The 25,442-nt window shown below is 70.4% G+C and carries 22 protein-coding genes; 12 read left to right on the top strand and 10 right to left on the bottom strand.

Annotation, left to right across the window (positions count from 1 at the left end; all coding sequences use genetic code 11):
- Position 1: 1 nt before the first annotated feature.
- Both AB0C16_RS14125 and AB0C16_RS14120 read left to right on the top strand, forming a co-directional pair.
- Positions 2-754 carry a carbohydrate ABC transporter permease gene (locus tag AB0C16_RS14125; protein WP_357683044.1) on the top strand — a complete coding sequence of 251 codons (753 nt, stop codon included), beginning with the start codon at positions 2-4 and terminating at the stop codon, positions 752-754.
- A gap of 2 nt (positions 755-756) precedes the next feature.
- On the top strand, positions 757-1,032 hold the full coding sequence (locus tag AB0C16_RS14120; RefSeq protein WP_357682460.1) for a DUF2160 family membrane protein: 276 nt from the start codon (positions 757-759) through the stop codon (positions 1,030-1,032).
- Between the two features lie 116 nt (positions 1,033-1,148).
- Here AB0C16_RS14120 and AB0C16_RS14115 read toward each other — a convergent pair whose 3' ends face one another.
- Positions 1,149-1,373 (bottom strand): hypothetical protein, encoded by a 225-nt coding sequence (locus AB0C16_RS14115; RefSeq protein ID WP_357682458.1) that lies wholly within the window; start codon positions 1,371-1,373, stop codon positions 1,149-1,151.
- Between the two features lie 35 nt (positions 1,374-1,408).
- Here AB0C16_RS14115 and AB0C16_RS14110 point away from each other — a divergent pair, with 35 nt between their 5' ends.
- Positions 1,409-2,824: an ABC transporter substrate-binding protein gene (locus AB0C16_RS14110; protein WP_357682456.1), complete on the top strand. Its 1,416-nt coding sequence runs from the start codon at positions 1,409-1,411 to the stop codon at positions 2,822-2,824.
- Between the two features lie 2 nt (positions 2,825-2,826).
- Here the strand turns inward: AB0C16_RS14110 and AB0C16_RS14105 are convergent, their stop codons facing one another.
- Positions 2,827-3,651: a universal stress protein gene (locus AB0C16_RS14105; protein ID WP_357682454.1), complete on the bottom strand. Its 825-nt coding sequence runs from the start codon at positions 3,649-3,651 to the stop codon at positions 2,827-2,829.
- Between the two features lie 231 nt (positions 3,652-3,882).
- Between AB0C16_RS14105 and AB0C16_RS14100 the strand changes: the two genes are divergently transcribed.
- Positions 3,883-5,997 (top strand): ATP-dependent RecD-like DNA helicase, encoded by a 2,115-nt coding sequence (locus AB0C16_RS14100; RefSeq protein ID WP_357682452.1) that lies wholly within the window; start codon positions 3,883-3,885, stop codon positions 5,995-5,997.
- Positions 5,998-6,755: 758 nt separating this feature from the next.
- Here the strand turns inward: AB0C16_RS14100 and AB0C16_RS14095 are convergent.
- Complete coding sequence (locus AB0C16_RS14095) at positions 6,756-7,433, bottom strand: TetR family transcriptional regulator (RefSeq protein ID WP_357682450.1); 678 nt, start codon at positions 7,431-7,433, stop codon at positions 6,756-6,758.
- A gap of 139 nt (positions 7,434-7,572) precedes the next feature.
- Between AB0C16_RS14095 and AB0C16_RS14090 the strand changes: the two genes are divergently transcribed.
- Genes AB0C16_RS14090 through AB0C16_RS14070 form a run of 5 tightly spaced genes read left to right on the top strand, consistent with a single transcriptional unit; the run spans position 7,573 to position 14,191 of the window.
- Positions 7,573-9,195, top strand: a complete 1,623-nt coding sequence (locus tag AB0C16_RS14090) for an ABC transporter substrate-binding protein (protein WP_357682448.1) — start codon at positions 7,573-7,575, stop codon at positions 9,193-9,195.
- On the top strand, positions 9,192-10,130 hold the full coding sequence (locus AB0C16_RS14085; RefSeq protein ID WP_357682446.1) for an ABC transporter permease: 939 nt from the start codon (positions 9,192-9,194) through the stop codon (positions 10,128-10,130). The genes AB0C16_RS14090 and AB0C16_RS14085 overlap by 4 nt, the downstream gene beginning before the upstream one ends.
- Complete coding sequence (locus AB0C16_RS14080; protein WP_357682444.1) at positions 10,123-11,991, top strand: dipeptide/oligopeptide/nickel ABC transporter permease/ATP-binding protein; 1,869 nt, start codon at positions 10,123-10,125, stop codon at positions 11,989-11,991. The genes AB0C16_RS14085 and AB0C16_RS14080 overlap by 8 nt, the downstream gene beginning before the upstream one ends.
- The gene (locus AB0C16_RS14075) at positions 11,981-12,958 is read left to right on the top strand and encodes an ABC transporter ATP-binding protein (RefSeq protein WP_357682443.1); all 978 of its coding nucleotides are present in this window, start codon (positions 11,981-11,983) and stop codon (positions 12,956-12,958) included. Before AB0C16_RS14080 ends, AB0C16_RS14075 begins: the two co-directional genes overlap by 11 nt.
- A gap of 9 nt (positions 12,959-12,967) precedes the next feature.
- Positions 12,968-14,191, top strand: a complete 1,224-nt coding sequence (locus AB0C16_RS14070) for an acyl-CoA dehydrogenase family protein (RefSeq protein WP_357682441.1) — start codon at positions 12,968-12,970, stop codon at positions 14,189-14,191.
- A gap of 79 nt (positions 14,192-14,270) precedes the next feature.
- Here AB0C16_RS14070 and AB0C16_RS14065 read toward each other — a convergent pair whose 3' ends face one another.
- Genes AB0C16_RS14065 through AB0C16_RS14045 form a run of 5 tightly spaced genes read right to left on the bottom strand, consistent with a single transcriptional unit; the run spans position 14,271 to position 18,935 of the window.
- Positions 14,271-15,536, bottom strand: a complete 1,266-nt coding sequence (locus tag AB0C16_RS14065; RefSeq protein ID WP_357682439.1) for an ABC transporter substrate-binding protein — start codon at positions 15,534-15,536, stop codon at positions 14,271-14,273.
- Between the two features lie 4 nt (positions 15,537-15,540).
- Entirely contained in the window at positions 15,541-16,563 is a 1,023-nt protein-coding gene (locus tag AB0C16_RS14060) for a branched-chain amino acid ABC transporter permease (RefSeq protein WP_357682437.1), read from the bottom strand.
- Positions 16,560-17,441, bottom strand: coding sequence for a branched-chain amino acid ABC transporter permease (locus tag AB0C16_RS14055; RefSeq protein WP_357682435.1), 882 nt, complete (start codon positions 17,439-17,441; stop codon positions 16,560-16,562). Before AB0C16_RS14055 ends, AB0C16_RS14060 begins: the two co-directional genes overlap by 4 nt.
- 2 nt (positions 17,442-17,443) lie before the next feature.
- The gene (locus AB0C16_RS14050; protein ID WP_357682433.1) at positions 17,444-18,181 is read right to left on the bottom strand and encodes an ABC transporter ATP-binding protein; all 738 of its coding nucleotides are present in this window, start codon (positions 18,179-18,181) and stop codon (positions 17,444-17,446) included.
- Positions 18,174-18,935, bottom strand: coding sequence for an ABC transporter ATP-binding protein (locus tag AB0C16_RS14045; protein ID WP_357682431.1), 762 nt, complete (start codon positions 18,933-18,935; stop codon positions 18,174-18,176). The genes AB0C16_RS14050 and AB0C16_RS14045 overlap by 8 nt, the downstream gene beginning before the upstream one ends.
- A 202-nt stretch (positions 18,936-19,137) precedes the next feature.
- Between AB0C16_RS14045 and AB0C16_RS14040 the strand changes: the two genes are divergently transcribed.
- Positions 19,138-20,505 (top strand): helix-turn-helix domain-containing protein, encoded by a 1,368-nt coding sequence (locus AB0C16_RS14040; RefSeq protein WP_357682429.1) that lies wholly within the window; start codon positions 19,138-19,140, stop codon positions 20,503-20,505.
- On the top strand, positions 20,502-22,025 hold the full coding sequence (locus AB0C16_RS14035; RefSeq protein WP_357682427.1) for a long-chain fatty acid--CoA ligase: 1,524 nt from the start codon (positions 20,502-20,504) through the stop codon (positions 22,023-22,025). The genes AB0C16_RS14040 and AB0C16_RS14035 overlap by 4 nt, the downstream gene beginning before the upstream one ends.
- A gap of 119 nt (positions 22,026-22,144) precedes the next feature.
- On the opposite strand, the gene AB0C16_RS14030 is transcribed toward AB0C16_RS14035, so the two are convergent.
- On the bottom strand, positions 22,145-22,882 hold the full coding sequence (locus AB0C16_RS14030; RefSeq protein WP_357682425.1) for a methyltransferase domain-containing protein: 738 nt from the start codon (positions 22,880-22,882) through the stop codon (positions 22,145-22,147).
- A 46-nt stretch (positions 22,883-22,928) separates the two neighbouring features.
- Here AB0C16_RS14030 and AB0C16_RS14025 point away from each other — a divergent pair, with 46 nt between their 5' ends.
- Positions 22,929-23,342 carry a MerR family transcriptional regulator gene (locus AB0C16_RS14025; RefSeq protein WP_357682423.1) on the top strand — a complete coding sequence of 138 codons (414 nt, stop codon included), beginning with the start codon at positions 22,929-22,931 and terminating at the stop codon, positions 23,340-23,342.
- A 131-nt stretch (positions 23,343-23,473) separates the two neighbouring features.
- Here AB0C16_RS14025 and AB0C16_RS14020 read toward each other — a convergent pair.
- Positions 23,474-25,442: heavy metal translocating P-type ATPase (locus tag AB0C16_RS14020; protein ID WP_357682421.1), on the bottom strand; the 1,969-nt coding region annotated here is incomplete at its 5' end.

Here is a 25,442-nt window from a genome sequence, read left to right as displayed (position 1 = left end):
CATGCTGCCGCTGCTGTGGATGTTCGGCATGTCCATCCGCCCGAACGACGACATCCTGGGCAGCTTCTCGCTCATCCCGCAGCGGGCGACCCTCGAGAACTACCAGACCTTCTTCACCGACCCGGCGTGGTACTCGAGCTACCTGAACTCCATCGTCTACACGTCGATGAACGCGGTCATGTCGCTGATCGTGGCGATCCCGGCCGCCTATGCCTTCTCGAGGTTCAGGTTCGCCGGGGACAAGCACCTGTTCTTCTGGCTGCTGACCAACCGGATGGCGCCGCCGGCCGTGTTCCTGCTGCCGTTCTTCCAGATCTACCAGAGCGTCGGCCTGTTCGACACGCACCTCGGTGTCGCGATCGCCCACATGCTGTTCAACGTCCCGCTCGCGGTGTGGATCCTGGAAGGGTTCATGTCGGGGATCCCGCGCGAGATCGACGAGACAGCCGCGATCGACGGCTACTCGCTGCCGAGGTTCTTCATCCGGATCTTCCTGCCGATGATCCGCTCGGCCATCGGGGTCACCGCGTTCTTCTGCTTCATGTTCAGCTGGGTCGAGCTGCTCATCGCCCGGACCATCACCTCGGTCAACGCCAAGCCGATCGCCGCCACCATGACGCGCACCGTGAGCGCGGCGGGCGTCGACTGGGGGCTGCTCGCGGCGGCGGGCGTGCTGACGATCATCCCAGGCGCCGTCGTCATCTGGTTCGTCAGGAACTACGTGGCCAAGGGCTTCGCCCTGGGGAGGGTCTGACGATGCTCGAGTGGATGGTCTGGACGCCGCCCACGGCCCTGGTGTTCACCGGGCTCGCCCTGCTGCTCTGCGTCATGGCGGTCTGGGCCCACTTCTCCCCACCGGTCGCGCGGCGGGGCTTTCTACGCATCGAGACCGATCGGGGGGACCGGCTCTACATCGGCCTCATCAGTGCGGCCGTCGTGCTCGCGGGGTGGATCGCCGTCACCGACCTGTCCATGTGGCTCGCACTGGTGTGCGCGCTGCTGGTGGCGGTGGTCATCGGTATCTGGGGTTGACACAGGAGGGACCCGATCATGCCGTTCCACAGGAAAGTCCCACGAGGACGGGCGACGGCCACCGCGGCCGCGCTCGTCCTCCTGGCGGCCGCCTGCTCGCAGGGCGACGGCGCCGGTCAGAGCGACTTCACCGAGGCTCGCGGCAAGGCCGCCGCGCAGAAGTGGGTCTCCCAGGAGTTCACGCCGAGCACCCTGTCCAAGGACCAGCAGCTCGCCGAGATGGACTGGTTCATCAAGGCCGCCGCGCCGTACCGCGGCATGGAGATCAACGTGGTGTCCGAGACGATCACCACGCACGAGTACGAGTCGCGGCAGCTCGCCAAGGCGTTCACCGAGATCACCGGCATCAGGCTCAAGCACGACCTGATCCAGGAGGGTGACGTCATCGAGAAGCTGCAGACCCAGATCCAGGGCAACCAGCTACGACGCGTACGTCAACGACTCCGACCTGATCGGCACCCACTCGCGCGGCGACTACGTGCTGCCGCTGTCCGACTACCTGGCCGGGGAGGGCAAGGCCGTCACCTCCCCCACGCTCGACCTGAACGACTTCATCGGCATCAGCTTCACCACCGGGCCGGACAGGAAGCTCTACCAGCTCCCCGACCAGCAGTTCGCGAACCTCTACTGGTTCCGCTACGACTGGTTCACCGATCCGGCGATCAAGAAGCAGTTCAAGGACGCCTACGGCTACGACCTGGGCGTGCCGGTCAACTGGGCGGCCTACGAGGACATCGCCGACTTCTTCACCAACAAGGTCAACGGCAACGGCACCGTCGACGGCGAGAAGGTCTACGGCCACATGGACTACGGCCGCAAGGACCCGTCGCTGGGCTGGCGCTTCACCGACGCGTGGCTGTCGATGGCGGGCAACGGCGACGCCGGCATCCCCAACGGCCTGCCGGTGGACGACTGGGGCATCAGGGTGGAGAACTGCCGCCCGGTCGGCTCCTCGGTGACCCGCGGCGGCGACACCAACGGCCCGGCGTCGGTCTACGCGCTCACGAAGTACGTCGACTGGCTGAAGAAGTACGCGCCCAAGGAGGCGGCCGGGATGAACTTCAGCGAGGCCGGTCCCGTCCCCGCGCAGGGCAACATCGCCCAGCAGATCTTCTGGTACACCGCGTTCACGGCCGACATGACCAAGCCGGGCCTGCCGGTCGTCAACGCGGACGGGACACCGAAGTGGCGGATGGCGCCGAGCCCGCACGGCGCGTACTGGAAGGACGGCAACAAGCTCGGCTACCAGGACGCCGGCTCGTGGACGCTGCTGAAGAACACGCCGAAGGAGCGCCGGGCCGCCGCCTGGCTGTACGCGCAGTTCGTGACGTCCAAGACGGTGTCGCTGAAGAAGTCGATCACCGGCCTGACCTTCATCCGCGACTCCGACATCAGGAGCGACTACTTCGCCGACAACGCCGCCAAGTACGGAGGGCTGATCGAGTTCTACCGCTCACCGGCCCGCAAGCAGTGGACCCCGACCGGCACCAACGTGCCGGACTACCCCAAACTCGCTCAGCTGTGGTGGCAGAACGTCGCCACGGCCGTCACCGGTGAGACCACCGCCCAGCAGTCGATGGACAACCTCGCCAAACAGCAGGACGACATCCTGTCCCGGCTGGAGCGCCGCGGCTACGGCGGCGCCTGCGCGCCGAAACTGAACCCGGAGCAACCCGCCCAGTACTGGCTGGACCAGCCGGGCGCCCCGGCGCCGAAGCTCGCCGACGAGCGCGGCAAGCCGGAGACGCTCGACTACGACAAGCTGATCGCCCAGTGGAAGTCGGGCGACTGACGTCACCTGCCGCTGCGGACGATGGCCAGTGGACATGGGGCATGCTGCAGCATGGCGTTGCTGACCGAGCCGAGCACCATGCCGGACAGCACGCCATGCCCCTGGGAGCCGACCACGAGCAGGGCGGCGCCTTCGGAGGCCTGCCGCAGCACCTCAACTGGATGGCCCTGCACGACCTCCTCGATCACGGGCACGCCGGGGTGGCGTTCGCGGCAGCCCGCCAGCTTCGCACTGAGCAGGTCGAGCTCGCCGCCGACCGAGCCCGGCTCGTGCACGTCCGGCCAGATCCGGGCGTGCACGGCGCGCAGCCGCGCCCCGCGCATCGAGGCCTCGGCGAACGCGAAGTCGACGGCGCGCTCGCAGGCGGCCGAACCGTCGACGCCGACGACCACCTCGGCACGCGAGGACGGAGGCAGCTCCCGCACGACGACGACGTCGCAGGGCGCGTGCCCGGCCACGCCGTAGGCGACGGAGCCGACCAGCATCCCGCGGACGCCGCCCAGCCCGTGGTTGCCGACCACGAGCAGCTCGGCGCCCTCGGCCGCCTTGATCAGGGCCGCGCGCGGGTCGCCGGGCAGCAGCGTCGTCTCGACGCCCGCCTTCGGCGCCTCCCGACGGACCCGCTCCTCCCCCGAGGCCAGGACCGTCATGCCCCCCTCACGCATCCATCGGGCCACGTCGGCGAAGCGGCCTTCACGCGTGTCGACGGCCCATGCCGGAATCGCGTGCGCCACGGTCAGCGGCACCTCCCGCAGCGCCGCCTCCCTCGCGGCCCATCCAGCGGCCTCCAGCCCGGCCCGGGACCCGTCCACCCCGACAACGATCACGACATTCCTCCCCATCACGTCACAACAACACCGTTTCCACCATCCTCCCAGCCCCCGCTTCACACCCGAGGCGAACGTCCCTCAAGAACCAGTCCAAGGCCCCTACCTTGGGATGTGATCAACGGCTCCATCCACGCCTGACGTCCGCAACGGGGAGCCGGCGGTCCGGCGCGATCTGTCGGTGCGGTCTCCTAAGCTGCGTAGCCGTACAGGAATGATTGGATTCTTGCCGTGGACGTCTCGGTCGAGCAGCTCGTGTACGTCCGCGAGGACGAATACACCGTCGCCCGGATGAGCGACGGGAGCGGGGCCGGGTTCGTCGCCACCGGGCGGGCGCTGGCCGGGGTGCAGCCCGGGGAGACGCTCCGGCTCACCGGCGAGTGGGGCGAGCATCCGCGCCACGGCCGCCGCTTCCAGGTGGCGACCTGCGAGCGGGTCGTCCCGTCGACCGTCCGGGCCATCCAGCTCTACCTGGGCTCGGGCCTGATCCGCGGCATCGGCCCGCGCCTGGCGCAGGCCATCGTCAGCCACTTCGGCGACAAGACGCTCACCGTCATCGACACCGAGCCGGGGCGGCTCACGGAGGTCGTCAACATCGGCCCGGCCCGGCAGGCGCAGATCGTCGAGGCCTGGCAGGAGCAGAAGGAGATCGCCGCGCTGATGGTGGTCCTCCAGGGCTTCGGCATCAGCCCGCTGCTCGCCGCCAAGATCTACCAGGTGTACGGCTCCGACTCGGCCGGCATCCTCAAATCCGACCCCTACCAGCTCATCGGCCGGGTCAGGGGCATCGCCTTCCACACGGCCGACCGGATCGCGCTGCAGTCGGGGGTGTCGGAGCGCAGCCCGCAGCGGATCCGGGCGGCGATCCTCGACCGGCTGGAGTCGGCGGCCGCGAGCGGCGGCCACTGCTACCTGTCGACGACCGCGCTGCTCACGCAGACCGCCGAGCTCATCGAGCAGGACCAAGACCTGCTACGACCGGTGATCGACGCCCTCACGGCCGAGCGGCGGGTCGTCGTGGAGGCGGCCCCCGACCAGACCGTCGTCTACTCCAAGGAGCTGCACAGCCGCGAGGTCAAGCTGGCCGAGCAACTGGCCCGGCTCTGGCAGGCCCGCTCGACGCTGCCGATGCGCGGCTTCCGGGAGGACCCCGACCTGCACGACGACCAGCGGGCGGCCGTGACCATGGCGTTGACCAGCACCGTGTCGGTGCTCACCGGCGGCCCGGGCTGCGGCAAGAGCCACACGGTCAGGGTGATCGCGGCCACCGCGCGGGCCATGGGCGGCAGGGTGACGCTGGCCGCGCCCACCGGCAAGGCGGCCAAGCGCCTGTCGGAGCTCACCGGCCTGCCGGCGATGACCGTGCACCGGCTGCTGGCCCACGAGCCCGACCCCGACGCCCTGTTCGACCAGACGCCCGCGCAGGCCGACCTGATCGTGGTCGACGAGGCGTCCATGCTCGACCTGCACCTGGCCACCCGGCTGTGCTCGGCGGTGCCCTCGGGCAGCCACCTGCTGCTCGTCGGCGACGGCGACCAGCTTCCCAGCATCGGCCCCGGCAGCGTGCTGTCCGACCTGCTGCGGGTCGAGGAGATCCCCCGGGTACGGCTGACGCACGTCTTCCGCCAGGCGGACGGCAGCGGCATCATCCGCAACGCCCACCGCATCCGATCCGGGGAGCTGCCCGCGATCCCGGGCGGTGGCGGCTTCTGGTTCGAGGAGGTGGACACCCCCGAGGCCGTCGCCGAGCGTGTCGTCCACCTGGCGACGGTGGCGATCCCGCGCAAGCAGCAGGTGGACCCCTCCCAGGTGCAGGTGCTGTGCCCGATGCGCAGGGGCGCGGCCGGCACCGCCGAGCTCGGCCGCCTGATCCAGGAACGCCTCAACCCTGCCCGCGAGGGGCAGCCGGAGCACTGGTCGGGCGCCTCGGTCTTCCGCGTCGGCGACCGGGTGATGCCCATCCGCAACAACTACGACAAGGGCGTCTTCAACGGCGAGACGGGCACGGTCTCCCAGATCGACCAGGAGCAGCGCCAGGTCGAGATCGTCATCGACGACGGCGACCCGGTCACCTACGGCTTCGACGAGCTCGACGACCTCACCCACGCCTACGCCATCAGCGTGCACCGCTCGCAGGGCAGCGAATACCCGTTCGTGGTGGCGCCCATCGTCGCCGAGGCCGGCGGCATCATGCTGCGCCGCAGGCTGCTCTACACCCTCGTCACCCGGGCCCGCTCGTGGGTGGTGCTCGTCGGCGACCGCAAGGCCCTGGAGCTCGCGGTCGCCCGCCTCGGCCGCCCCCGCAACACCATGCTCACCCGCCGCCTGTCCCAGACCCTCCAGTGACCGAATCCAGGCTGCCTATGAGCCAAAAGTGGCGAAAAATCCTCTTATTGACTGAAAATCCGGACCATTTGGCCCGAGTACTGAGCGCGCCCAGGGCTGATGTCGATCTGGCAGTCCGGTCCGGCCGTCGGGGATGCGTGTCGTACGACGTCAGGCCCTGCGACTGGCAGCTGCAGCCCGGATTGCTCACTGAATTCCTGGGAGAGAATCACGACCCCATGGACAAACGACACAATGGGCACACTTTACAGAATGTCCGCGATGCCCTCCATGGCTACGGTCAGCCGCCAGGGTTCAGCGGGCCAGTCACGTTCGACGCCTTCGATTGACACTGATTCCGGCGAGCGGCTCGGAACCATTGCCGGATAGTGTGAGCCCCGATGGCCTGATCGCGACATTCCGCCGAATCCCGGCGAACGCGGGCCCAGACTGGGTGGGAACGCGTACCGCAACATAGACGGGAGCGGGCGTCAGAGGGCGGGCCACGGCTGCGGTGCCCGGCCCGCGCTGTGCCGGAAAGTGAAAGCTTCAGCTACGGCGACCAGCCCCCAAAGACGGAAACGGACGCTTCAGCATCGGCGAGCAGCAAGGGCGACGGACCCGGCCCATACTGCGGCGGCCAAGCCAGGACGCCCACCCGCCTCCGCGGCACCCACGAACCCGGCCTCCGCGGGGCACCAAACACCCGCCGACACCACCGACACAACAGCGACCATCGGCACCAATCGAAACACGGACCTCCGCAACACGGACCAAACTCACCCGTCGCCAGGCATCGTCCCTCCGGTGACAGGCGGACGAGCAGCGGCACTGGACGACTTCAGCATCCGCAACGCCCCCTTCGACAGGGACACCAGCACATCCACGGCCTCCTCCAGGTCGGGATACCGCCCCTCCAGATGCCCGAGGGCCAGCGCGTTGGTGGCGGCGTTGATCCCTTCGGCGATCATCTCCAGCCGCCGCCGGTCACGCTCGTTGTCGGCGGTGTAGCCGAGGGCCGCGAGGTCGGCCGCGTGATGGTCGCGGTAGGCGAGCGAGGCCTCCTTGGCGAACTCGTGCATGGACGAGGAGGGGTCGTGCCGGGCGCGGTGCAGGATGCGCAGCAGCTCGGGGTGGCGGCAGATGGCTTCGAGCGGGATGCGGAAGGTGTCGCGCTGGTGCTCGGTGACGTCGGGCGCCTCGCGGGCCCGGCGCCGCGCCTCCCGCATGGACCGGCGCAACCGGTCGCCGCCCTCGTCGCCGAGCACCCGCAGCAGATCCTGTTTGTCCTTGAAGTGCACGTAGAAGCTGGACTGCGCGATGCCGGCGGCCTTGGCCACCTTGACGGTCGTCAGGCCGGCCTCGCCCTCGGTGTCGAGGATGGCCAGAGCCGCGCGGATCAGTCTGCGCCGGGTCAAATCCTTGGCCTCGCTCCTGGTGAGCGGTGTGCTGCTCACGGCCACCTCCCTCTTTCTGCCGATAACAGTAACGCCGAGCGCTCCTGAATAACGATCGGTACTGGACGCTTGTGAGTTCCCTCACCGATAGTACTATCGGTGAAATTGCTCTCGGGGGGACGACCGGGAGGAGGCGTGGATGAAACGCTGGAGAAGACTGGCGGGGTTGTCGCTGGCTTCGGTGGTATTGGTGGCGTGCAGCGGGCAGCGGCCCGTGGCGGTCAACGAGAAGAGCTCCGACCCGACGACACCCGTCGTCGGCGGAAAGCTCGTCTACGGGCTCAGCGCCGACGCCGCCGGATTCAACCCGGTGACCGACCAGTTCGCGGCGCAGAGCTACAGCATGGCGACGACGATCATCGAGCCGCTGGTGAGCGTGGACGTCAACGGCGATTGGAAGCCCTACCTGGCCGAATCACTGACGCCCAACAAGAAGTCCGACGAATGGACGATCACGGTCAGGTCGGGGATCTCGTTCTCCGACGGCACGCCGCTGACCGGTGAGGTGGTCAAGGCCAACCTCGAGGCGCAGAAGGCGTCGCCGCTCAACAACGCGGTGCTCGCCCCGGTCTCGTCGTTCGAGCTGGTCGACCCCAAGACGGTCAAGGTCAAGCTCAAGCAGCCCTGGGTGGCGTTCCCCTATTACCTCGCGGCGCAGATCGGCATGATCGTGCCGCCCTCCTCGCTCGCCGACCCCAGGGGAGCCAGCCAGAAGCCCGTCGGCACCGGGCCGTTCACCTTCCAGGAGTACGTGCCCGACAGCCGGTTCATCGTGGCCAAGAACGCCAACTACTGGCGCAAGGGCCTGCCGTACCTGACCCAGATCGAGTTCCGGATCCTGCCCGACAGCCAGACCCGCTCGCAGACGCTGGAGGCGGGCCAGCTCGACGCGATGGGCACCAGCCGCGACGAGGACATCACCAAGTTCGGCGCGCTCAAGGACGCCTTCACGATTCACCGGTCCCAGGGCATGGCCGTGGCCGAGTACATGTTCATGCTCAACACCGCCGTCGCTCCCTTGGACGACATCAGGGTCCGCAAGGCACTGGCGCACGCCACGGACCGCAAGGCCGTCATCTCGACGCTGCGCGGCGGGCTCACGAAGGAGGCCGACGGCCCCTGGTCCAAGGATTCCAAGTGGTACGCCGACGGCGGCGGCTATCCGGAGTACGACCTGGCCAAGGCGACCGCGCTGGTCAAGGAGGTCGAGGCGGACAAGGGCCCGATCAAGTTCGAGATCATCTCCACCCCCGACCCCAACACCATGCAGGGCATCGAGCTGGCGCAGGACATGTGGCGCAAGGCCGGCATCGAGGTGACGATCAAGCAGGCCGACCAGGCCGACCTGATCAACCGCGCGGTCACCGGCAACTTCGCCGCGACCGTGTGGACGCAGTTCTCCTCACCCGACCCCGACGGTGAGTACATCTGGATGCACAAGGCCTACGCCCAGCCCGTCGGCGCCATCTCGCTGAACTTCACCCGCATCAAGGATGACAAGCTCAGCCAGGCGTTCGACGTGGGCCGCACCAACCCGGACGAGGCGGCGCGCAAGCAGGCGTACGCCACCGTCCAGCAGCGGCTGCGCGAACTGGTGCCGTACGTGTTCGTCGACCACCTCGACACCGGCGCCGTCATCGCCAAGGCCAAGGTGCACGGCATCGGCGAGCACGTGCTGCCGGACGGGGAGAAGGGCCTGCCCATGACCGGGTCGCCCATTCCCTACCACCCGTTCTCCGGGGTCTGGATCACACAGCAGTGATCCTCCTGCACCGGCTGGTCCGGCTCCTGGTGGTCCTGCTCGTGGTGACGTTCCTGTCCTACGCCCTGCTCGCGTTGCTGCCCGGTGACCCGACGACGCAGATCCTCGGCCTGTCGGCCACGGAGGAGGCCCGCACGCGGCTCCGCCAGGACCTGGGCCTGGATCAGCCGATGCTGGTCCAGTACGCCGACTGGCTCGGCGGCCTGGTCACCGGCGACTTCGGCACCTCGTACATCAACCAGGTGCCGGTCGCCCAGGAGCTGGCCGAGCGGCTGCCGGTCACGCTGGAACTGCTGGTCGCGGCGCAGATCGTGGCGCTGGGACTGGCGGTTCCGGTGGGCGTGGCGGCGGCCCGCCGGGCCGGCGGCACGCTGGACCAGGTGCTCACCGCGATGAGCTTCGCGCTGCTGTCGACCCCGGTGTTCGTGCTCGGCGTGCTGTTGATCCTGGTGTTCGCCGTCACCTGGCAGGTGCTGCCGGCCACCGGGTGGACGCCCATCTCGGTGGATCTGGGGTGGAACATCACCTCGGTGCTGCTGCCCGCGATCACGCTCGGGGCCGGGCAGCTCGCCGTCTACGCGCGGCTGCTGCGCACCGACCTGATCGCGACGCTGCAGGAGGACTACATCACGCTGGCCCGCGCCCGCGGCCTGTCGCCGCGGCGCATCCTGTGGCGGCACGCCTTGCGGCCGTCCACGATCTCGCTGATCACCGCGGTCGGGCTGAACCTCGGGGCGCTGATCGGCGGCACCGTGATCATCGAGACGCTCTTCGGGCTGCCCGGCATCGGCCGGCTCATCGTCGACTCCATTTTTTCCCGCGACTACCTGACCGTGCAGGGAGGCGTCGTGCTGATCTCGGTCGGCTACGTGCTGGTCAACTTCGTGGTGGACCTGGTGTACGCCGCCGTGGACCCGAGGATCCGGCATGCGTAGGCGGCTCGGGCCCGGGTTCTGGATCGCGGCGGTCTGGATCCTGCTGGTGCTGGCCGGGGCGCTGCTGGCCGACCTGCTGCCCATCGCGCGCTACGACGAGACGCTGGCCGGGCCGCCCCGGTCGGGCCCCAGCGCCGACCACCTGTTCGGCACCGACGGGCTGGGGCGCGACGTGTTCAGCCGGGTCGTGCACGGCTCGCGGGTCTCGCTCGGCGTGGGCATCGGCGCGGTCCTGCTCGGGCTGGCCATCGGCGGGCCGCTCGGCATCCTGGCCGGCTACCGCAGGCGGGCGACGGACGCGATCATCATGGCGTTCAACGACGTCGCGCTGGCCTTCCCGGCGCTCGTCTTCGCGCTGGCCGTGGTGGCCTTCGCCGGGGCCAGCCTGCGCAACGTGCTGATCGTGCTCGGGGTGCTCGGCGTGCCCGCGTGGACCCGGCTGATCCGGGGGGCGACGCTGTCCTTCGCCGACCGGGAGTTCGTCCTCGCGGCCCGCGTGCTGGGCGTGCGGGACAGCAGGATCCTATGGCGGGAGATCATGCCGAACGTGGCGGTGCCGGCCGCGTCCTACGCGTTCATCGGGATGGCCGTGGTCGTGGTGGCCGAGGGCAGTCTCGCCTTCCTCGGGCTGTCGGTCCAGGCGCCCACTCCCACCTGGGGCGGGCTGATCAACGAGGGCCGCACCCTGATGGACGACGCGCCGCACGTGGTGCTGGCGCCGTCGCTGGTCATGTTCCTGACCGTGCTCTCCTTCAACCTGGTGGGCGACCGGCTCAGGGCGCTGACCGACGTCCGGCACAGCGGCCTGGAGCCCGTCCGGCAGGCCCCTCCGGCGGCCCCCGCCGCCCCCGTCCACGCGGTGGGCGACAGCCTGCTCCAGGTCGAGGATCTGCGCACGCACTTCGTCACCGAACGCGGCCTGGTCAAGGCCGTCGACGGCGTCTCCTTCACCCTGGAGCGCGGCAGGACGCTGGCCATCGTGGGCGAGTCGGGCTCGGGCAAGTCGATGCTGATCCGCTCGATCCTCGGCCTGCTGCCCGGCTCGGGCGTCAACCGGAGCGGCAACGTCTACCTGGAGGGCGACGACCTGACCCGGCACACCCCCGAGGAGATGCGGCAGATCCTCGGCCCGCGTCTCGGCACGGTCTTCCAGGACCCGATGACCGCGCTCAACCCGGTGCGGACGATCGGCGCGCAGCTGGCCGAGCCGCTCCGGGTGCACATGGGGATGAACCGCAGGCAGGCCCGCGAGGAGGCCGCGCAGTTGCTCGCCCAGGTCGGCATCCCCGATCCGGGACGCATGCTGGGCCGCTACCCGCACCAGCTGTCGGGCGGCATGCGGCAGCGAGTGACCATCGCGATGGCCCTGTCGTGCGGCCCCGACGTGCTGTTCGCCGACGAGCCCACGACCGCCCTCGACGTCACCATCCAGGACCAGGTGCTGCGGCTGCTGCACCGGCTGCGGGAGGAGCGCGACATGGCGGTCGTCCTGGTCAGCCACGACCTCGCGGTGGTGCGCGAGTGGGCGGACGAGGTCATCGTGATGTACGCGGGCAAGGTCGTGGAACGCGGCCCCACGGCCGAGATCTTCGGGCACACCCGCATGCCCTACACCGAGGCGCTGTTGCAGGCGGCGCCCCGGCTGACCGACCCCGCGCACCACCGGCTGCGCGTCATCCCGGGCCGGCCGCCGGACCTGGTGGACCTGCCGGCGGGCTGCGCCTTCCAGCCGCGCTGCGCCTACGCCCGCGACCGGTGCGCCACCGAGGCGCCCGACCTTCTCAAGGACGGCCATCTGTACGCATGCTGGTATCCCACCGGCAGCTCGATCAGCGAAGGAGCCGAGAGCCGTGGCCGGTAGCGGAAACGCCCATCTTCGTCCCCGCGACCAGGTGTTGCTCCAGGTGGAGGACCTGGTCGTGGAGTTTCCCGCGGGGCGGGGCCGTACCGTGCGGGCGGTGTCGGGGGTGAGCTTCGACCTGGCGGCGGGCGAGACGCTGGGCATCGTCGGCGAGTCGGGGTGCGGCAAGTCGAGCACCGCGCGGGCGCTCGTGCAGTTGCCGCCGCCGCGCGGCGGCTCGGTGCGGCTGGACGACGTCGACCTGACGACGCTGCGCGGCGAGGCGCTGCGGCGCACCCGCAGGCGGCTCCAGATGATCTTCCAGGATCCGATCTCGTCGCTGAACCCGCGCCGCCGGGTCCGCGACATCGTCAGCGAGGGCACCCGCGTGTGGGGCGCCGGCGGCGACCGGGTGGACGAGGTGCTGGAGGCCGTCGGGCTCGACCCGGCGACCGCGGCCGTCCGCCGGCCGCACGAGTTCTCCGGCGGGCAGTGCCAGCGCATCTCCATCGCCAGGGCGCTGGTGCTGGAGCCGGAGGTGGTGATCTGCGACGAGCCGGTGTCCGCCCTGGACGTCTCGGTGCAGGCGCAGATCCTCGGCCTGCTGGAGGACCTGAAGGAGCGCTACCGGCTCACGCTGGTGTTCATCGCCCACGACCTGGCCGTGGTGAAGAACGTCAGCGACCGGATCCTGGTGATGTACCTCGGCAAGATGTGCGAGCTGGCCCCGAGCACCGAGCTGATCGAGCGGCCCGCCCACCCCTACACCCGGGCGCTGCTCGCCTCGATCCCCGGCAGTGGCCTCGACCTGCCCCCGGCCGACCGGCTGATCAAGGGCGAGCCGCCGTCACCGGTCGATCCGCCCAGCGGCTGCCGTTTCCGTACCCGGTGTCCCAGGGCGGCCCCCAGGTGCGGCGAGGAGGAGCCGGAGATCCGGCCCCTGGCCGGCGACCACTGGGTGGCCTGCCACTTCCCGGAAACAGACTGAAGGAGCACCATGGCCATCGACTTCACCCTCGCCCCCGAGCACGAGGAGATCCGCAAGCGGGTGCGGGCCTTCATCCAGGGCACCGTCATCCCGGCCGTCGAGGGCCTGGAGGAGGGCGACCGCGACACCTACCTGCGGACCATCTTCAAGCTGCGCGAGAAGGCCAGGGCGGAGGGGCTCTGGCTGCCGCACATGCCCAAGGAGTGGGGCGGCATGGGGCTCGGCCACGTCGAGCTGGCCATGGTCCAGTCGGAGGCGGCCAAGACGCGGCTCGGGCCGTGGGTGCTCAACTGCCAGGCGCCCGACGAGGGCAACATGCACACGCTGCTGCACTGGGCGAACGACGAGCAGAAGGAGAAGTACCTCCGGCCGCTGCTCGACGGGGTCACGATGTCGTGCTTCGCGATGACCGAGCCCGAGGTGGCCGGCTCCGACCCGACGCTCATCCGCACCCACGCGGTCAAGGACGGTGACGAGTGGGTCATCAACGGCCACAAGTGGTTCATCTCCAACGCCCGCCGGGCGAGCTTCGCCATCCTCATCGCGCGGACCGAGACCGACGTGCCGGAGGGCGCTCGCGGGGCCAACACGGCCTTCCTCATCGACCTGCCGCAGGAGGGCTGGCACGACGTCCGCGAGGTCGAGACGATGCACGGCTCGACGGGCCACAGCGAGATCGTCATCACCGACCTGCGGGTGCCGGAGGGCCAGATGCTCGGCGGGCGGGGCGACGGCCACCGGCTCGGCCAGTACCGCCTCGGCCCGGCGCGGCTCGCGCACTGCATGCGCTGGATCTCCCAGGCGGAGACGGCGCTCGACATGATGGTCGACCGGGCGCTCAACAGGTACAGCCACGGCTCGCTGCTCGCCGAGAAGCAGGGGATCCAGTGGCTGATCGCCGACTCGGCGATGGAGCTCTACCAGTGCAAGCTGATGGTGCTGCACGCCGCCTCGAAGATCGACAAGGGCGAGGACTTCCGCACCGAGGTGTCGATGGCCAAGCACTTCGTGGCCAACAGCCTCAACCGGATCATCGACCGGGCGATCCAGGTGCACGGCGCGCTCGGCTACTCCACCGACACGCCGCTGGCCCACATGTTCCAGCACGCCCGCTGGGCCCGCTTCGCCGACGGGGCCGACGAGATCCACCAGATGCGCATCGCCGAGCGGACCATCGACGCCTACCGCACCACCGGATCGACCAGCGCCGCCACAGGGGGTCTTCCCCTGTAGCGGCGCCGGGGTCACGGTCGACCGGCCGTCACACGGCACCGGTCACGTCGCGGCCGACCGGCTGACGGCCGGCCGGCCGTCAGCCGGTGAGCGGGCCGAACTCCTTGCGCGTGTCGATCACGTCGCCGAAGAGCTCCCACCGCTCGCCCTTGAACGTCATGAGCTGCATGGACTCGATGGGGAAGCCGTCATCGGGTCCGGTGCTCATCGTCACGCCCGGCAGCAGCATGTCCACCTGCACGTTGTTGAGGGCGCGCACCGAGTCGCGCAGCCCCTCGCGGGTCGGGCACTTGGCCGCCTCCATGGCCTTGTGGAAGCTGCTGGCCACCGCCCAGCCGAAGGCGTGGTAGGGCACCGCCGGGTCGGCGTCGGGGGCGTACTGCTTCATCTTGGCCTGGTAGCGCATCATCTCCTGGTCGTTCTGCCACGTCGGGTCGTTGGGGTCCTTGTAGTACGTGGACGACACGACGCCCTGCACGTTCTCGAACCCGACGGGCTTGAGGACCGTGACGGACGCGGCGACGTTGTTGACGATGTGCACCGGGTTCCAGCTCGTGTTCTTGGCGTCGGCGGCCAGCGCCTGGGAGCCGAACTTGGGCGTCGTCACGTTGAGGAACACGTCGGCCTTCGACTCGGCCAGGTTGCTCATCTGGGGGTCGATGCTGGGGTCGGTGACCTCGTAGCTCTGCTCGGCGACGACCTTGACCCCGGTGCCCTCGATGGCCCGCTTGAACCCGCCGAGCAGGTCCTTGCCGAAGTCGTCGTTCTGGAAGAGCACCGCCACCTTGGCCTCGGGCTTCTCCTGCTTGAGGTACTGCGCGTACACGCGGGCCTCGGAGACGTAGTTGGGCTGCCAGCCGATGGTCCACGGGTGGGCGGTGTCGGTGCCCCAGGTGGACGCGCCGGTGGCGACGAAGACCTGGGGCACCTTCTGCTGGTTGGTGTAGTCCCAGGTGGCCGTCGTCGAGGGGGTGCCCAGCGTCTGGAAGAGCGCGAACACCTTCTCCTGCTCGACCAGCCTGCGTGCCTCCTCCACGGCCTTGGGCGGCTGGTAGCCGTCGTCACGCACCAGGAACTCCACCTTGCGCCCGCCGATGCCGTTCTGCTCGGCGTTGACGAAGTCGAAGTACGCCTTGATGCCCTTGGGGATGGCGCCGTAGGCGGAGGCGGGACCCGACAGCGGGTAGATGCCGCCGAGTTTGAGGCTCTTGTCGGTGATGCCGGTCGTCTGCTGTCCCTGGCACTGGCCTGTGGCCGTGGTGCCGGTGCCCGCTTCCTCCCGTCCACCGCAAGCCGCCACGGCGAGCAGGAGTATCGCCGTACAGCCGATCGCAGTTACCCGCATTCCATTACTCCCTCCGGAGAATCTTCCTGATCGAATGCGCCGCGCGTCCGGTCAGCCCGGCGAGTCCGGTCGGAGCGACGTACATCACCGCGATGATCAACAGGCCGAAGATGACGCCGGGCGCGGCCTCGTTGACGTCCTGGGAGATGCTGGGCACGAACATCACGAACAGCCCGCCGAGCAGCGGCCCGGAGAGCGAGCCCAGGCCGCCGACGACGAGGCCGGCCAGCAGGGTGATCGAGAGCGTCACGGCGAACGAGTCCGGCGAGACGAAGCCGATCACCCAGGTGTAGACGCAACCCGCCGCCCCGGCGAACATCGCGCTCCAGGCGAAGGCGAGAGTCTTGTAGAACGACAGCCGCACGCCCATGGTCTCGGCCGCCGCCTCGTTGTCGCGGATGGCGTGCAGCGCCCGTCCGACGCGCGAGCGCAGCAGGCTGTACGCCGCCAGGAAGGCGACGACGGCCACGGCCAGGGCGAGGAAGTACAGCCACTGGTCCTCGGCCAGTCCGGTCCACGCGGGCGGGGCCGGCTTGGGCAGCGTCAGCCCCATGGAGCCGCCGGTCAACTCCTCGAACCGCTTGAGCAGCGGCACCAGGAAGATCGCGATGGCCAGCGTCACCAGGGCCAGGTAGAGGCCGCGTAACCGCATCGCCGGCAGCCCGAGCGCGAGGCCGATCACGAACGCCACGGCGGCGGCGATCGGCAGCGTCACCGGATAGGGCAGCTCGAAGCGGTCGAGCATGATGGCGGCCCCGTAGGCGCCGACGGCGAAGAACGCGCCGTGCCCGAGGGAGATCTGCCCGGCGTGGCCGACGAGCAGGTTGAGCCCCAGCAGCGCCACCGCGTAGACCAGCACCATCGTGAACTGGAAGACGCGGAACGGCACCAGCTGGAAGGGGGCGTAGCAGGCCGCCGCGAACAGGGCGGCCAGCACGATCCACCGCCACCGCTCGGTCGCCATGCGCGCCAGGGTCCGTCCCCGGGTCGGCGCGTCCATCCGTGTGACCTCCGCCGTGTCGCTCATACCCGCTCCACCGCCGCTCGCCCGAACAGCCCCTGGGGCCGGAACAGCAGGACGCCGAGGATGATCACCAGCGGCACCCCGACCTTGAGATCGGATCCGATGAACTCGACGTACGCCCCGGCCAGCGTCTCGGCGACGCCGACGATCAGGCCGCCCACGACGGCGCCCACGGGGCTGTCGAAGCCGCCCAGGGTCGCCGCGGCGAAGGCGTAGATGAGGACGCCGCCCATCATGTTGGGCTCCAGGAAGAGCAGCGGCGCCACCAGGACGCCCGAGACGGCGCCGACGGTGGCGGCGAGCCCCCAGCCGAGGGCGAGCGTCCAGCCGACCCGGATGCCGACGAGCCGGGCCGAGTCGGGGTTGGTCGCCACGGCCCGCATGCCCAGCCCGATCTTGGTGTGCTGGAACAGCAGGTAGAGCAGGCCCATGACCAGGCCGACCACGACGAGGATCCCCAGGGTCGAGTAGCTCACGCTGAGCCCGCCGGCCTCGAACGCGCCGCCGGGGAACGGGTTGGGAAAGTCCTTGATCAGGAACGTCCAGATCCACCCGGCGGCGGCGTTGACGAAGATGAACAGCCCGACGGTGACGATCACCACGGTCAGCTCGGGAGCGCCTTCGACCGGCCGGATGACCAGCCGCTCGATGAGCATGCCGCCCGCGAACGACACCACCAGCGTCAGCGCCAGGGCCAGCCAGAACGGCACCCCGGCGGCGGTGAACTGCCAGGCGATGTAGGTGGAGAACATGGCCAGCTCGCCCTGGGCGAAGTTGACGATGCCGGTGAACTGGTAGATCAGCACCAGGGCGAGGGCCAGGCTGGCGTAGATCGCGCCGGTGCCGAGCCCCTGGACGAGCTGCTGCAGGAAACCGGTCATGGTCAGACCCGGTAGCCGAGGTAGGACTGGGCGACCTGCTCGTCGGCCCGGATCTGCTCCGCCGTGCCCGACAGCACGATCCTGCCGGTCTCCAGGACATGCGCCTGCTGGGCGATGCCGAGGGCGAGATGGGCGTTCTGCTCGACGACGACCACGGTGGTCCGCTCCTCTTCGTTGATGGTCCGCACGATGCGGAACAGCTCCCGGGTGACCAGCGGGGCGAGGCCGAGTGACGGCTCGTCCAGGAGCAGCAGCCGTGGCCGCAGCATGAGCGCCCGGCCGATGGCCAGCATCTGCTGCTCGCCCCCGCTGAGGCTGCCCGCCGCCTGCTTCAGCCGGGTCTTGAGCACTGGGAAGTAGCCGTGGATGCGGTCGAGGTCGGCGTCCACCTCGGCCTTCGCCCGCCGGTTCGCCCGCCGGACGAACGCCCCGAGGCGCAGGTTCTCCTCGACGGTCAGCGGCATGAACGTGCCGCGCCCCTCGGGGACGTGCGCGACGCCCAGCCGCGCGATCGTGTCGGGTGAGCGGCCGGCCAGGTCCGTCCCGCCGAGCCGGACGGTCCCGCGCGTCCTGACCATGCCCGACAGCGCCCGCAGCAGGGTGGTCTTGCCCGCCCCGTTGGGGCCGAGGATCGCGCAGATCTCGCCCTGGCCCACGCTGAGGCTCAGCCCGTGCAGCACCCGGGCGTCGCCGTATCCGGCGTGGAGGTCGGTGACCACCAGCTCGCCTCGCTCACTCATGGGCCGTCCCCAGGTACGCCTCGATGACGCCGGGATCCCGCTGGACCACGGCGGGCGGGCCTTCGGCGATCTTGCGGCCGAAGTCCAGGCACACGACCCGGTCGCAGGTCCCCATGACGAAGCCCATGTGGTGCTCGACCACGACCACCGTCACGTCGAGCTCGTCGCGGATGGCGCGCAGCGTGCCGGCGAACGCCTCGACCTCCGCCGAGTTGAGCCCGTTGACCGGCTCGTCCAGCAGCAGCAGTTTCGGCCGGCCGGCCAGTGCCCGGGCCAGCTCCACCCGCTTGAGGGTGCCGAACGGCAGCCCGGCCGCCGGGTGCCCGGCCACCTCGGCCAGTGCCAGCCGTTCCAGCAGCTTGTCCGCCTCGGCGCGCAGCCGCCGCTCCTCGCCGCCCACCCCCGGCAGTCGCAGCCCCGCGGTGAGGAATCCGGCCCGGCCTCTGTGGTGCGCGCCGACCATCACGTTGTCGCGCACCGACATGCGCGGGAACAGGCCGAGGTTCTGGAAGGTCCGGGCGATGCCGAGCGCCGCGATGGCGTGCGGAGCCGTGCCGAGCAGGTCCCGGCCCTCGTAGCCGACCGTGCCCGAGTCTGCGTCGTAGCGCCGGGTCAGGCAGTTGAACAGGGTGGTCTTGCCGGCGCCGTTCGGGCCGATGAGCCCCACCATCTCGCCGCGCTCCACGGAGAAGCCGACGCCGTCCAGCGCCGTGATGCCTCCGAAGCGAACGGTGAGATCGTGTACCTCCAGCATCCGGCCTCCTGGGCGCAGCGGGTGGAGAACAGTGGAGAACAATGTTCTGAAGTTGGGGTCAGCGTAGGATCCGCCCGTCACCGACCGCATTGGGTACTGACACCCAAGATGTTCGGGGGGAGTTGTCCGCAGAGCACAGCATCTGTCTCGGACCGGTTACGACCCGTTGACCTGTCGGCGACAACCCTGGATCATCCCCGGCATGTCCAGTGGTTTCAGCTTGGAAACGCTCACTGGTGCGGAAACGGTCCGCGCTGAACGCGCCCGGATCCTCTCCGAACTACTCGACGACCTGAACGACCTGGCCGAGGCGGCGGTCACGACGATGCGCGCCGAGATCCCCGCCTACGCCGCGATGGACGACGCCTTCCACGCCGACGTGCGCGACCAGGTGGCCCGCCACTACCGCAGCAAGCTGGCCGTGCTCCTCGAAGACCGCACGGTGACGCTGGACGACATCGCCTACACCCGCCGGGCGGCGATGCGCCGCGCGCGGGCCGGAGTCGCCCTGGCCGACTACATCAACGCCTTCCGCGTCGGCCAGCAGGTCTTCTGGGAGTCGGTGATCGAGCGGGCGGGCCCCTCGTTCGCCGGCCACGAGGCGGCGCTGTCGCTGGCGGCCCCGCTCATGCGCTACTGCGACTTCGCCAGCACCCACGCGGCCAACGCTTACATGGAGTTCCAGCAGTACGCCGCCGCGGAGGCGGTGCGTGAGAGCCGTGACCTGCTGGAGACGCTGCTGGCCGGAGGCGTGCCCACGCGCGGCAGGCAGCTCGCCGCGGCCCAGTCGCACGGCCTCGGCCCCGAGACGCGCACGCCCCTGCTCGTGGTGATCGCCGTCCTGGTCGGCTCGCGGTCGGACGTGCGAAGGGGCCCCGACCAGGGCGCCGACGCCCGCCACGCGGCCTGCGCGGCGATCGCCCGCACCGGCGGCAACGGCACCCGGACCTTGTCCGTCGTGCGCCAGTCGGAGATCGTGGCCATCCCCGCCCTCGGCCCCGGCGGCGACCCCGAGGAGCTGTGCGACCGGCTGCAGGCCGTGCGCGAGAGCCTGCTCAGTGAGGGCATCACGCTGGCCATGGGCATCAGCACCGTGGTCACCGGCACCGCCGGGATCCCGCAGGCCTACCAGGAGGCCCGCGCCGTGCTGGAGTTTCTGCCCGAGGACGGCGGCGTGGCGGCGCTGCCGAGGATCACCCCGTTCCAGTACCTCGCGCTGCGGGCCGACGACACCGCCCGGCACCTCGTCGATCCGCGCATCACGGCGCTGCTGGCCGAGGACCGGGCGCGCGGCGGCGTGCTCACCGCCACGATCCGCGCGTTCGCCGCCGCCGACCTCAACCTGCGCGCCTCGGCCGAGCACCTGCAGATCCACCCCAACACCGCTCAGTATCGGCTGCGCCGGATCCAGGAACGCACCGGCCGCAGCCTGCGCCGGATCAACGACCTCGTCGAGCTGCTCGTGGCGATCGCGCTGCAGGACTCGCTGCCCCCCAATGCCGGGCGTGAAAGACTGGCCACCGCGACCAATGAGGACCGTGGGAGTGCAAGCGTACGGTCATTTCCATGAACCTCGCTGACCGGCTCCACACCGCCGCCTCGCGGCTCGGCGACAGACCGGTTCTCACGCTCGACGAGGCCGAGCTCAGCTACGACGCGCTGGGGCTGATGAGCGCCCGCGTGGCCGCGCTGCTGCGCGGACGCGGCATCGGCGTCGGCGACCGGGTCGCGATCATGCTGCCGAACGTCCCGGAGTTCGCCGTCATCTACTACGGGGTGCTGCGCGTCGGCGCGGTCGTCGTCCCGCTCGACCCGTTGCTGCGCAGGCGGGAGATCTCCTCCTACGTCGCCGACTGCGGCGCCCGGCTGCTGATCGCCTGGCACGCCTACGCGGAGACCGCCGAGGCGGGCGCCGCGGGCACCGGCACCGACTGCTTCTTCGTGGTCCCCGAGGAGTTCCGCCGGCTGCTGCGCGGCGTCGCGGCCGACCACGAGATCACCGCCCGGGCGGCCGGCGACACCGCCCTCATCCACTACACCTCCGGCACGACCGGCCGGGCCAAGGGCATCGAGCTGACCCACGGCAACCTCGACGGCAACGCCGCGACGGTCGCCCGCATGCACGCCCTCGGCGTCGACGACGTGGTCCTCGGCGCGCTGCCGCTCTACCACGCCTTCGGCTTGACCTGCTCACTCAACGCCACCGTGCACGCCGGCGCGCGCCTCACGCTGATGCCGCGCTTCGAGGCCGGCCGGGCGCTGGAGGTCATCCGCCGCGACGGGGTCACCGTCTTCCAGGGCGTGCCCACCATGTACATCGCGCTGCTCGACCACCCCGGGGCCTGCGACATGTCGCTGCTGCGCGTCTGCGTCTCCGGCGGCGCCGCGCTCCCGCTCGACGTGCTGCGCGAGTACGAGACGCGCCTCGGCTGCTCGATCGTGGAGGGGTACGGGCTCAGCGAGACCTCGGCCGTGGCCGCGTCCAACCGGGGCGGCCACGCCCGCAGGCCCGGATCCATCGGCTACCCGGTCAAGGGCGTCGAGATGAAGGTGGTCGACGACGACGGCCTGGAGGTGCCCTGCGGCGACATCGGCGAGATCGTCATCCGGGGCCCCAACGTCATGAAGGGCTACTGGAACAACCCCGACGCGACCGCGGAGGCGATCCGCGACGGCTGGTTCCACACCGGCGACCTCGGCAGGGTCGACGAGGACGGCTTCTTCTTCCTGGTCGACCGGCGCCGCGACGTGATCATCCGGGGTGGTTACACCGTCTATCCGCGGGAGGTGGAGGAGGTCCTGTACGAGCACCCCGCCGTCCGCCAGGCCGCCGTCATCGGGGTGCCCCATCCGGAGCTCGGCGAGGAGATCGCGGCCGTGGTGGCGCTGCGGGTCCCGGTCGAGGCCGACGACCTGCGCGCCTTCGTCAAGGAGCGGGTGGCGGCGTACAAGTATCCGCGCCGGATCTCGTTCGTGGACGAGTTGCCGGTGACGGCCACCGGCAAGATCCTCAAACGCGCCATCCTGCTGCCCGAGGCGGCTCCCCGCACCCGTGCGGCCGCGGGAGGCCGCCGCCCGAACCCACGCTGAGCGCGGCAGGCGCGGTCAGCCCAGGGCGACGTGCGCGACGCGGTCGGCACGTGGCGGCGCGAGCGACGCGATCAGCGCGGATGGGCGCGGATGGGCACGGATGGGCACGGCAGGCGCGGTCAGCGTGGGCGGCGCGCGGCGGCCACGAAGAGCGGCAGGGCCAGGAACATGCGGCCCTTCCGGGCACGCTCCCGCTGGTCGGCGGTCCAGGCCGCGTGCTGCTCTTCGCTGATGGCGCCGGTGTCTCGGGCGGCCTCCGCGAGCCCGGTCAGCAAGGGCAGCATGGCCTCGTCCGTGAAGACGGCCGTGTGGACCTCGACGTCCACCCGTTCGAACCCGGCGTCCAACAGCAGGTTGCGGTAGCGGCGCGCCACGCGCGGGTCGGGCACCAGGTCGGCACGGGCGTGCACGATCGCGCGGGTGAGCGCCGGGTCGTCCGAGTCGATCACGAAGGTGTCCCAGTCCTGCCCGATGAGGACGATCCGGCCGCCCGGGGCGAGCACCCGCGCGGCCTCCCGCAACGCGCCCGGGGCGTCGGCGAGCTGGTGCAGGACCTTGTCGGCCCGGTAACCGGCCATCTCGCCGTCCCGCAACGGCAGCCGGTGGACGTCGCCGAGCCGGAAGTCGTGTCCCGGCCACCGCTCCCGCGCCGCCGCGATCATCTCCGCGCCGGCGTCCACGCCGACCGCCCGGGCTCCGCGCCCGGCCAGCTCGGCGACCGCGCGGCCGGTGCCGCAGCCGGCGTCCACCACGCCCGCCCCCGCGTCGAGTTCGAGCAGTTCGTACGAGCGCGCGCGCAGTGCGGCGGCGGCCGGCAGGGCGTCGGCCACGTCCAGGATGCGGATGAGCGATTCCATCGAAGTTGGTGTCGACATGCGGCCCAGCATGCGAGTTAATGCCGACATGAAGTCAAGCGCGACGATGAGCATCGGCGACGTGGCCGCCCGGTTCGGGCTCGCCACCCACGTCCTGCGCCACTGGGAGTCGATGGGGCTGCTCTCGCCGGCCCGCGCCGAAGGCGACCGGCGCCGCTACGGGCCCGACGACCTCTACCGCGTCGCCGTCATCCTGCGCGCCAAGGAGGCGGGGTTCGGCCTGGACGACACCCGCGAGATGATCACCACCACCGACGCGGCCTCCCGGCGCGCGATCCTGCTGCGCCACCGGGCCGACCTGGCCCGCCGCATCGCCGAAGCGCAGGCGTCGCTGGAGCTCATCGACTGCGCCCTGGACTGCGACCACGAGGACCTCACGGGCTGCCCCAACTTCCAGGCCATGGTGACCGAACGGCTACCCGTGATCTCCCAGCGCCCGTGACCCGTCACCTTGGAGCCCGCCCTGCTTGAACGTCGCCCCATGCTTGAACGTTCTGCCCGAACGGCCCCATTTGAACACCCCGCTCGAACGCCCTAGTCGAACGGCCTGCTCGAACGGCCTGCTCGAACGCCCTATTTGAACGTGCGTAGCCGCAGGCTGTTGCTGACCACGAAGACGCTGGAGAACGCCATCGCGGCTCCCGCGATCATCGGGTTGAGCAGCCCCGCCGCGGCCAGCGGCAGCGCGGCCACGTTGTAGGCGAAAGCCCAGAACAGGTTGCCCTTGATCGTGGCCAGCGTGCGACGCGACAACCGGATCGCATCGGCGGCCACCCGCAGATCCCCACGAACCAGTGTCAGATCAGACGCCTCGATGGCCGCATCAGTACCCGTGCCCATCGCCAACCCCAGATCGGCCCGCGCCAGCGCGGCGGCGTCGTTGACCCCGTCCCCCACCATGGCCACCACCCGGCCCTGCCCCTGCAACCGCTTGACCACCTCCACCTTGTCAGCCGGCAACACCTCGGCGATCACCTCCTCGATGCCCACCTGCGCCGCCACCGTCTCGGCCACCGCCCGGTTGTCACCGGTCAGCAACACCGGAGTCAAACCCAGCGCGCGCAACCGCCGCACCGCCTCCCGGCTGGTCGGCTTGACCACATCGGCCACCACCAGCACCGCACGCGCCCTACCGTCCCAGCCCACCGCCACCGCCGTGCGGCCGGCTGCCTGCTCCTCCGCGACCGCGCTCTCCAACTCGGCCGGCAGGTGCTGGGACCACTCGCTGAGCAACCGGGGACGGCCGACCAGGACCGCATGCCCGTCCACCACCCCCCGCACCCCAAGCCCCTCGACATTGGCGAAGCCCTCGACATCGGCGAAGCCCCCGACATCGGCGAAGCCCCCGACATCCCCGAAGCCCTCGACATCGGCGAAGTCCCCGACATCCCCGACATCCTCGACGTCCTCGACGTCCACGACGTCCACGACGTCCACGACGTCCACGACGTCCACGGCATCCACGACGTCCACGGCATCCACGACGTCGACGACGTCCTCGCCCGTCGCCTCAGTCGCCCCCGCCGTCGCCTCAGTCGCCCCCGCCTCAGTCGCCCCCGTCGCCTCAGTCGCGCCGGACCGGACGGCGCGGGCGGACCGGGCGGACCGGGCGGCGCGGGCGCCCCTGGCGATCGCCCGGGCGATGGGATGCTCCGAAGCGTGCTCCAGCGCCCCGGCCAGCCGCAGCACCTCGGCCTCGTCCTCACCATCGGCGACGTGAACCTCGATCAGCGTCATCCGGCCCTCGGTGACGGTGCCGGTCTTGTCCAGCACCACCGTGTCGACCTGCCGGGTCGACTCCAGCACCTCAGGACCCTTGATCAGAATGCCGAGCTGGGCACCCCTGCCGGTGCCGACCAGCAACGCGGTCGGAGTGGCCAGCCCCAGAGCACACGGGCAAGCGATGATCAACACCGCCACCGCCGCGGTGAACGCCGCCCCCACACCACCCCCGCTGCCCAGCCAGAACCCCAAAGTCGCCACCGACAAAGCGATCACGACCGGCACGAAAACACCCGAGATCCGATCGGCCAGCCGCTGGACCTGCGCCTTACCCGTCTGCGCCTCCTCCACCAGCCTGGCCATCTGAGCCAACTGGGTGTCGGCGCCCACCCGGGCCGCCCGGACCACGAGCCGCCCACCGGCGTTCACGGTCGCACCGATCACCGCATCACCCGGGCGCACCTCCACCGGCACCGACTCGCCGGTCAGCATCGAGACATCGACCGCCGAGGAGCCCTCCTCCACGACACCGTCGGTGGCGATCTTCTCTCCCGGCCGGACCACGAACCTGTCCCCCACCGTGAGCCGCTCGACGGGCACCCGGCTGCCGTCGGCCAACTCGACGTCCTTGGCGCCCAGCTCCATCAGCGCCCGCAGCGCCGCGCCCGCCCGGCGCTTGGCACGCACCTCGAAATAACGCCCGGCCAAGATGAACGCCGTCACCCCCGCCGCGGCCTCCAGATAGATGTTGCCCGACCCGTCGGCACGCTGGATCGTCAGCTCGAACGGATGCGTCATGCCCGGCACCCCGGCCGTGCCG

Source organism: Nonomuraea sp. NPDC048916, assembly GCF_040649575.1.
Lineage (GTDB): Bacteria > Actinomycetota > Actinomycetes > Streptosporangiales > Streptosporangiaceae > Nonomuraea.
Note: the sequence above shows the minus strand (reverse complement) of the source record. Positions and strands in the feature narration are given on the sequence as shown.

What these genes read in the sequence shown, in the direction of transcription:
- AB0C16_RS14080 (WP_357682444.1), top strand. Translation starts at nt 10,123, where the DNA reads ATGCGTAGGCGGCTCGGGCCCGGGTTCTGGATCGCGGCGGTCTGGATC.
- AB0C16_RS14060 (WP_357682437.1), bottom strand. Translation starts at nt 16,563, where the DNA reads ATGAGCGACACGGCGGAGGTCACACGGATGGACGCGCCGACCCGGGGA.
- AB0C16_RS14090 (WP_357682448.1), top strand. Translation starts at nt 7,573, where the DNA reads ATGAAACGCTGGAGAAGACTGGCGGGGTTGTCGCTGGCTTCGGTGGTA.
- AB0C16_RS14025 (WP_357682423.1), top strand. Translation starts at nt 22,929, where the DNA reads ATGAAGTCAAGCGCGACGATGAGCATCGGCGACGTGGCCGCCCGGTTC.
- AB0C16_RS14070 (WP_357682441.1), top strand. Translation starts at nt 12,968, where the DNA reads ATGGCCATCGACTTCACCCTCGCCCCCGAGCACGAGGAGATCCGCAAG.
- AB0C16_RS14125 (WP_357683044.1), top strand. Translation starts at nt 2, where the DNA reads ATGCTGCCGCTGCTGTGGATGTTCGGCATGTCCATCCGCCCGAACGAC.
- AB0C16_RS14065 (WP_357682439.1), bottom strand. Translation starts at nt 15,536, where the DNA reads ATGCGGGTAACTGCGATCGGCTGTACGGCGATACTCCTGCTCGCCGTG.
- AB0C16_RS14055 (WP_357682435.1), bottom strand. Translation starts at nt 17,441, where the DNA reads ATGACCGGTTTCCTGCAGCAGCTCGTCCAGGGGCTCGGCACCGGCGCG.
- AB0C16_RS14050 (WP_357682433.1), bottom strand. Translation starts at nt 18,181, where the DNA reads ATGAGTGAGCGAGGCGAGCTGGTGGTCACCGACCTCCACGCCGGATAC.
- AB0C16_RS14040 (WP_357682429.1), top strand. Translation starts at nt 19,138, where the DNA reads ATGTCCAGTGGTTTCAGCTTGGAAACGCTCACTGGTGCGGAAACGGTC.
- AB0C16_RS14030 (WP_357682425.1), bottom strand. Translation starts at nt 22,882, where the DNA reads ATGGAATCGCTCATCCGCATCCTGGACGTGGCCGACGCCCTGCCGGCC.
- AB0C16_RS14120 (WP_357682460.1), top strand. Translation starts at nt 757, where the DNA reads ATGCTCGAGTGGATGGTCTGGACGCCGCCCACGGCCCTGGTGTTCACC.
- AB0C16_RS14045 (WP_357682431.1), bottom strand. Translation starts at nt 18,935, where the DNA reads ATGCTGGAGGTACACGATCTCACCGTTCGCTTCGGAGGCATCACGGCG.
- AB0C16_RS14035 (WP_357682427.1), top strand. Translation starts at nt 20,502, where the DNA reads ATGAACCTCGCTGACCGGCTCCACACCGCCGCCTCGCGGCTCGGCGAC.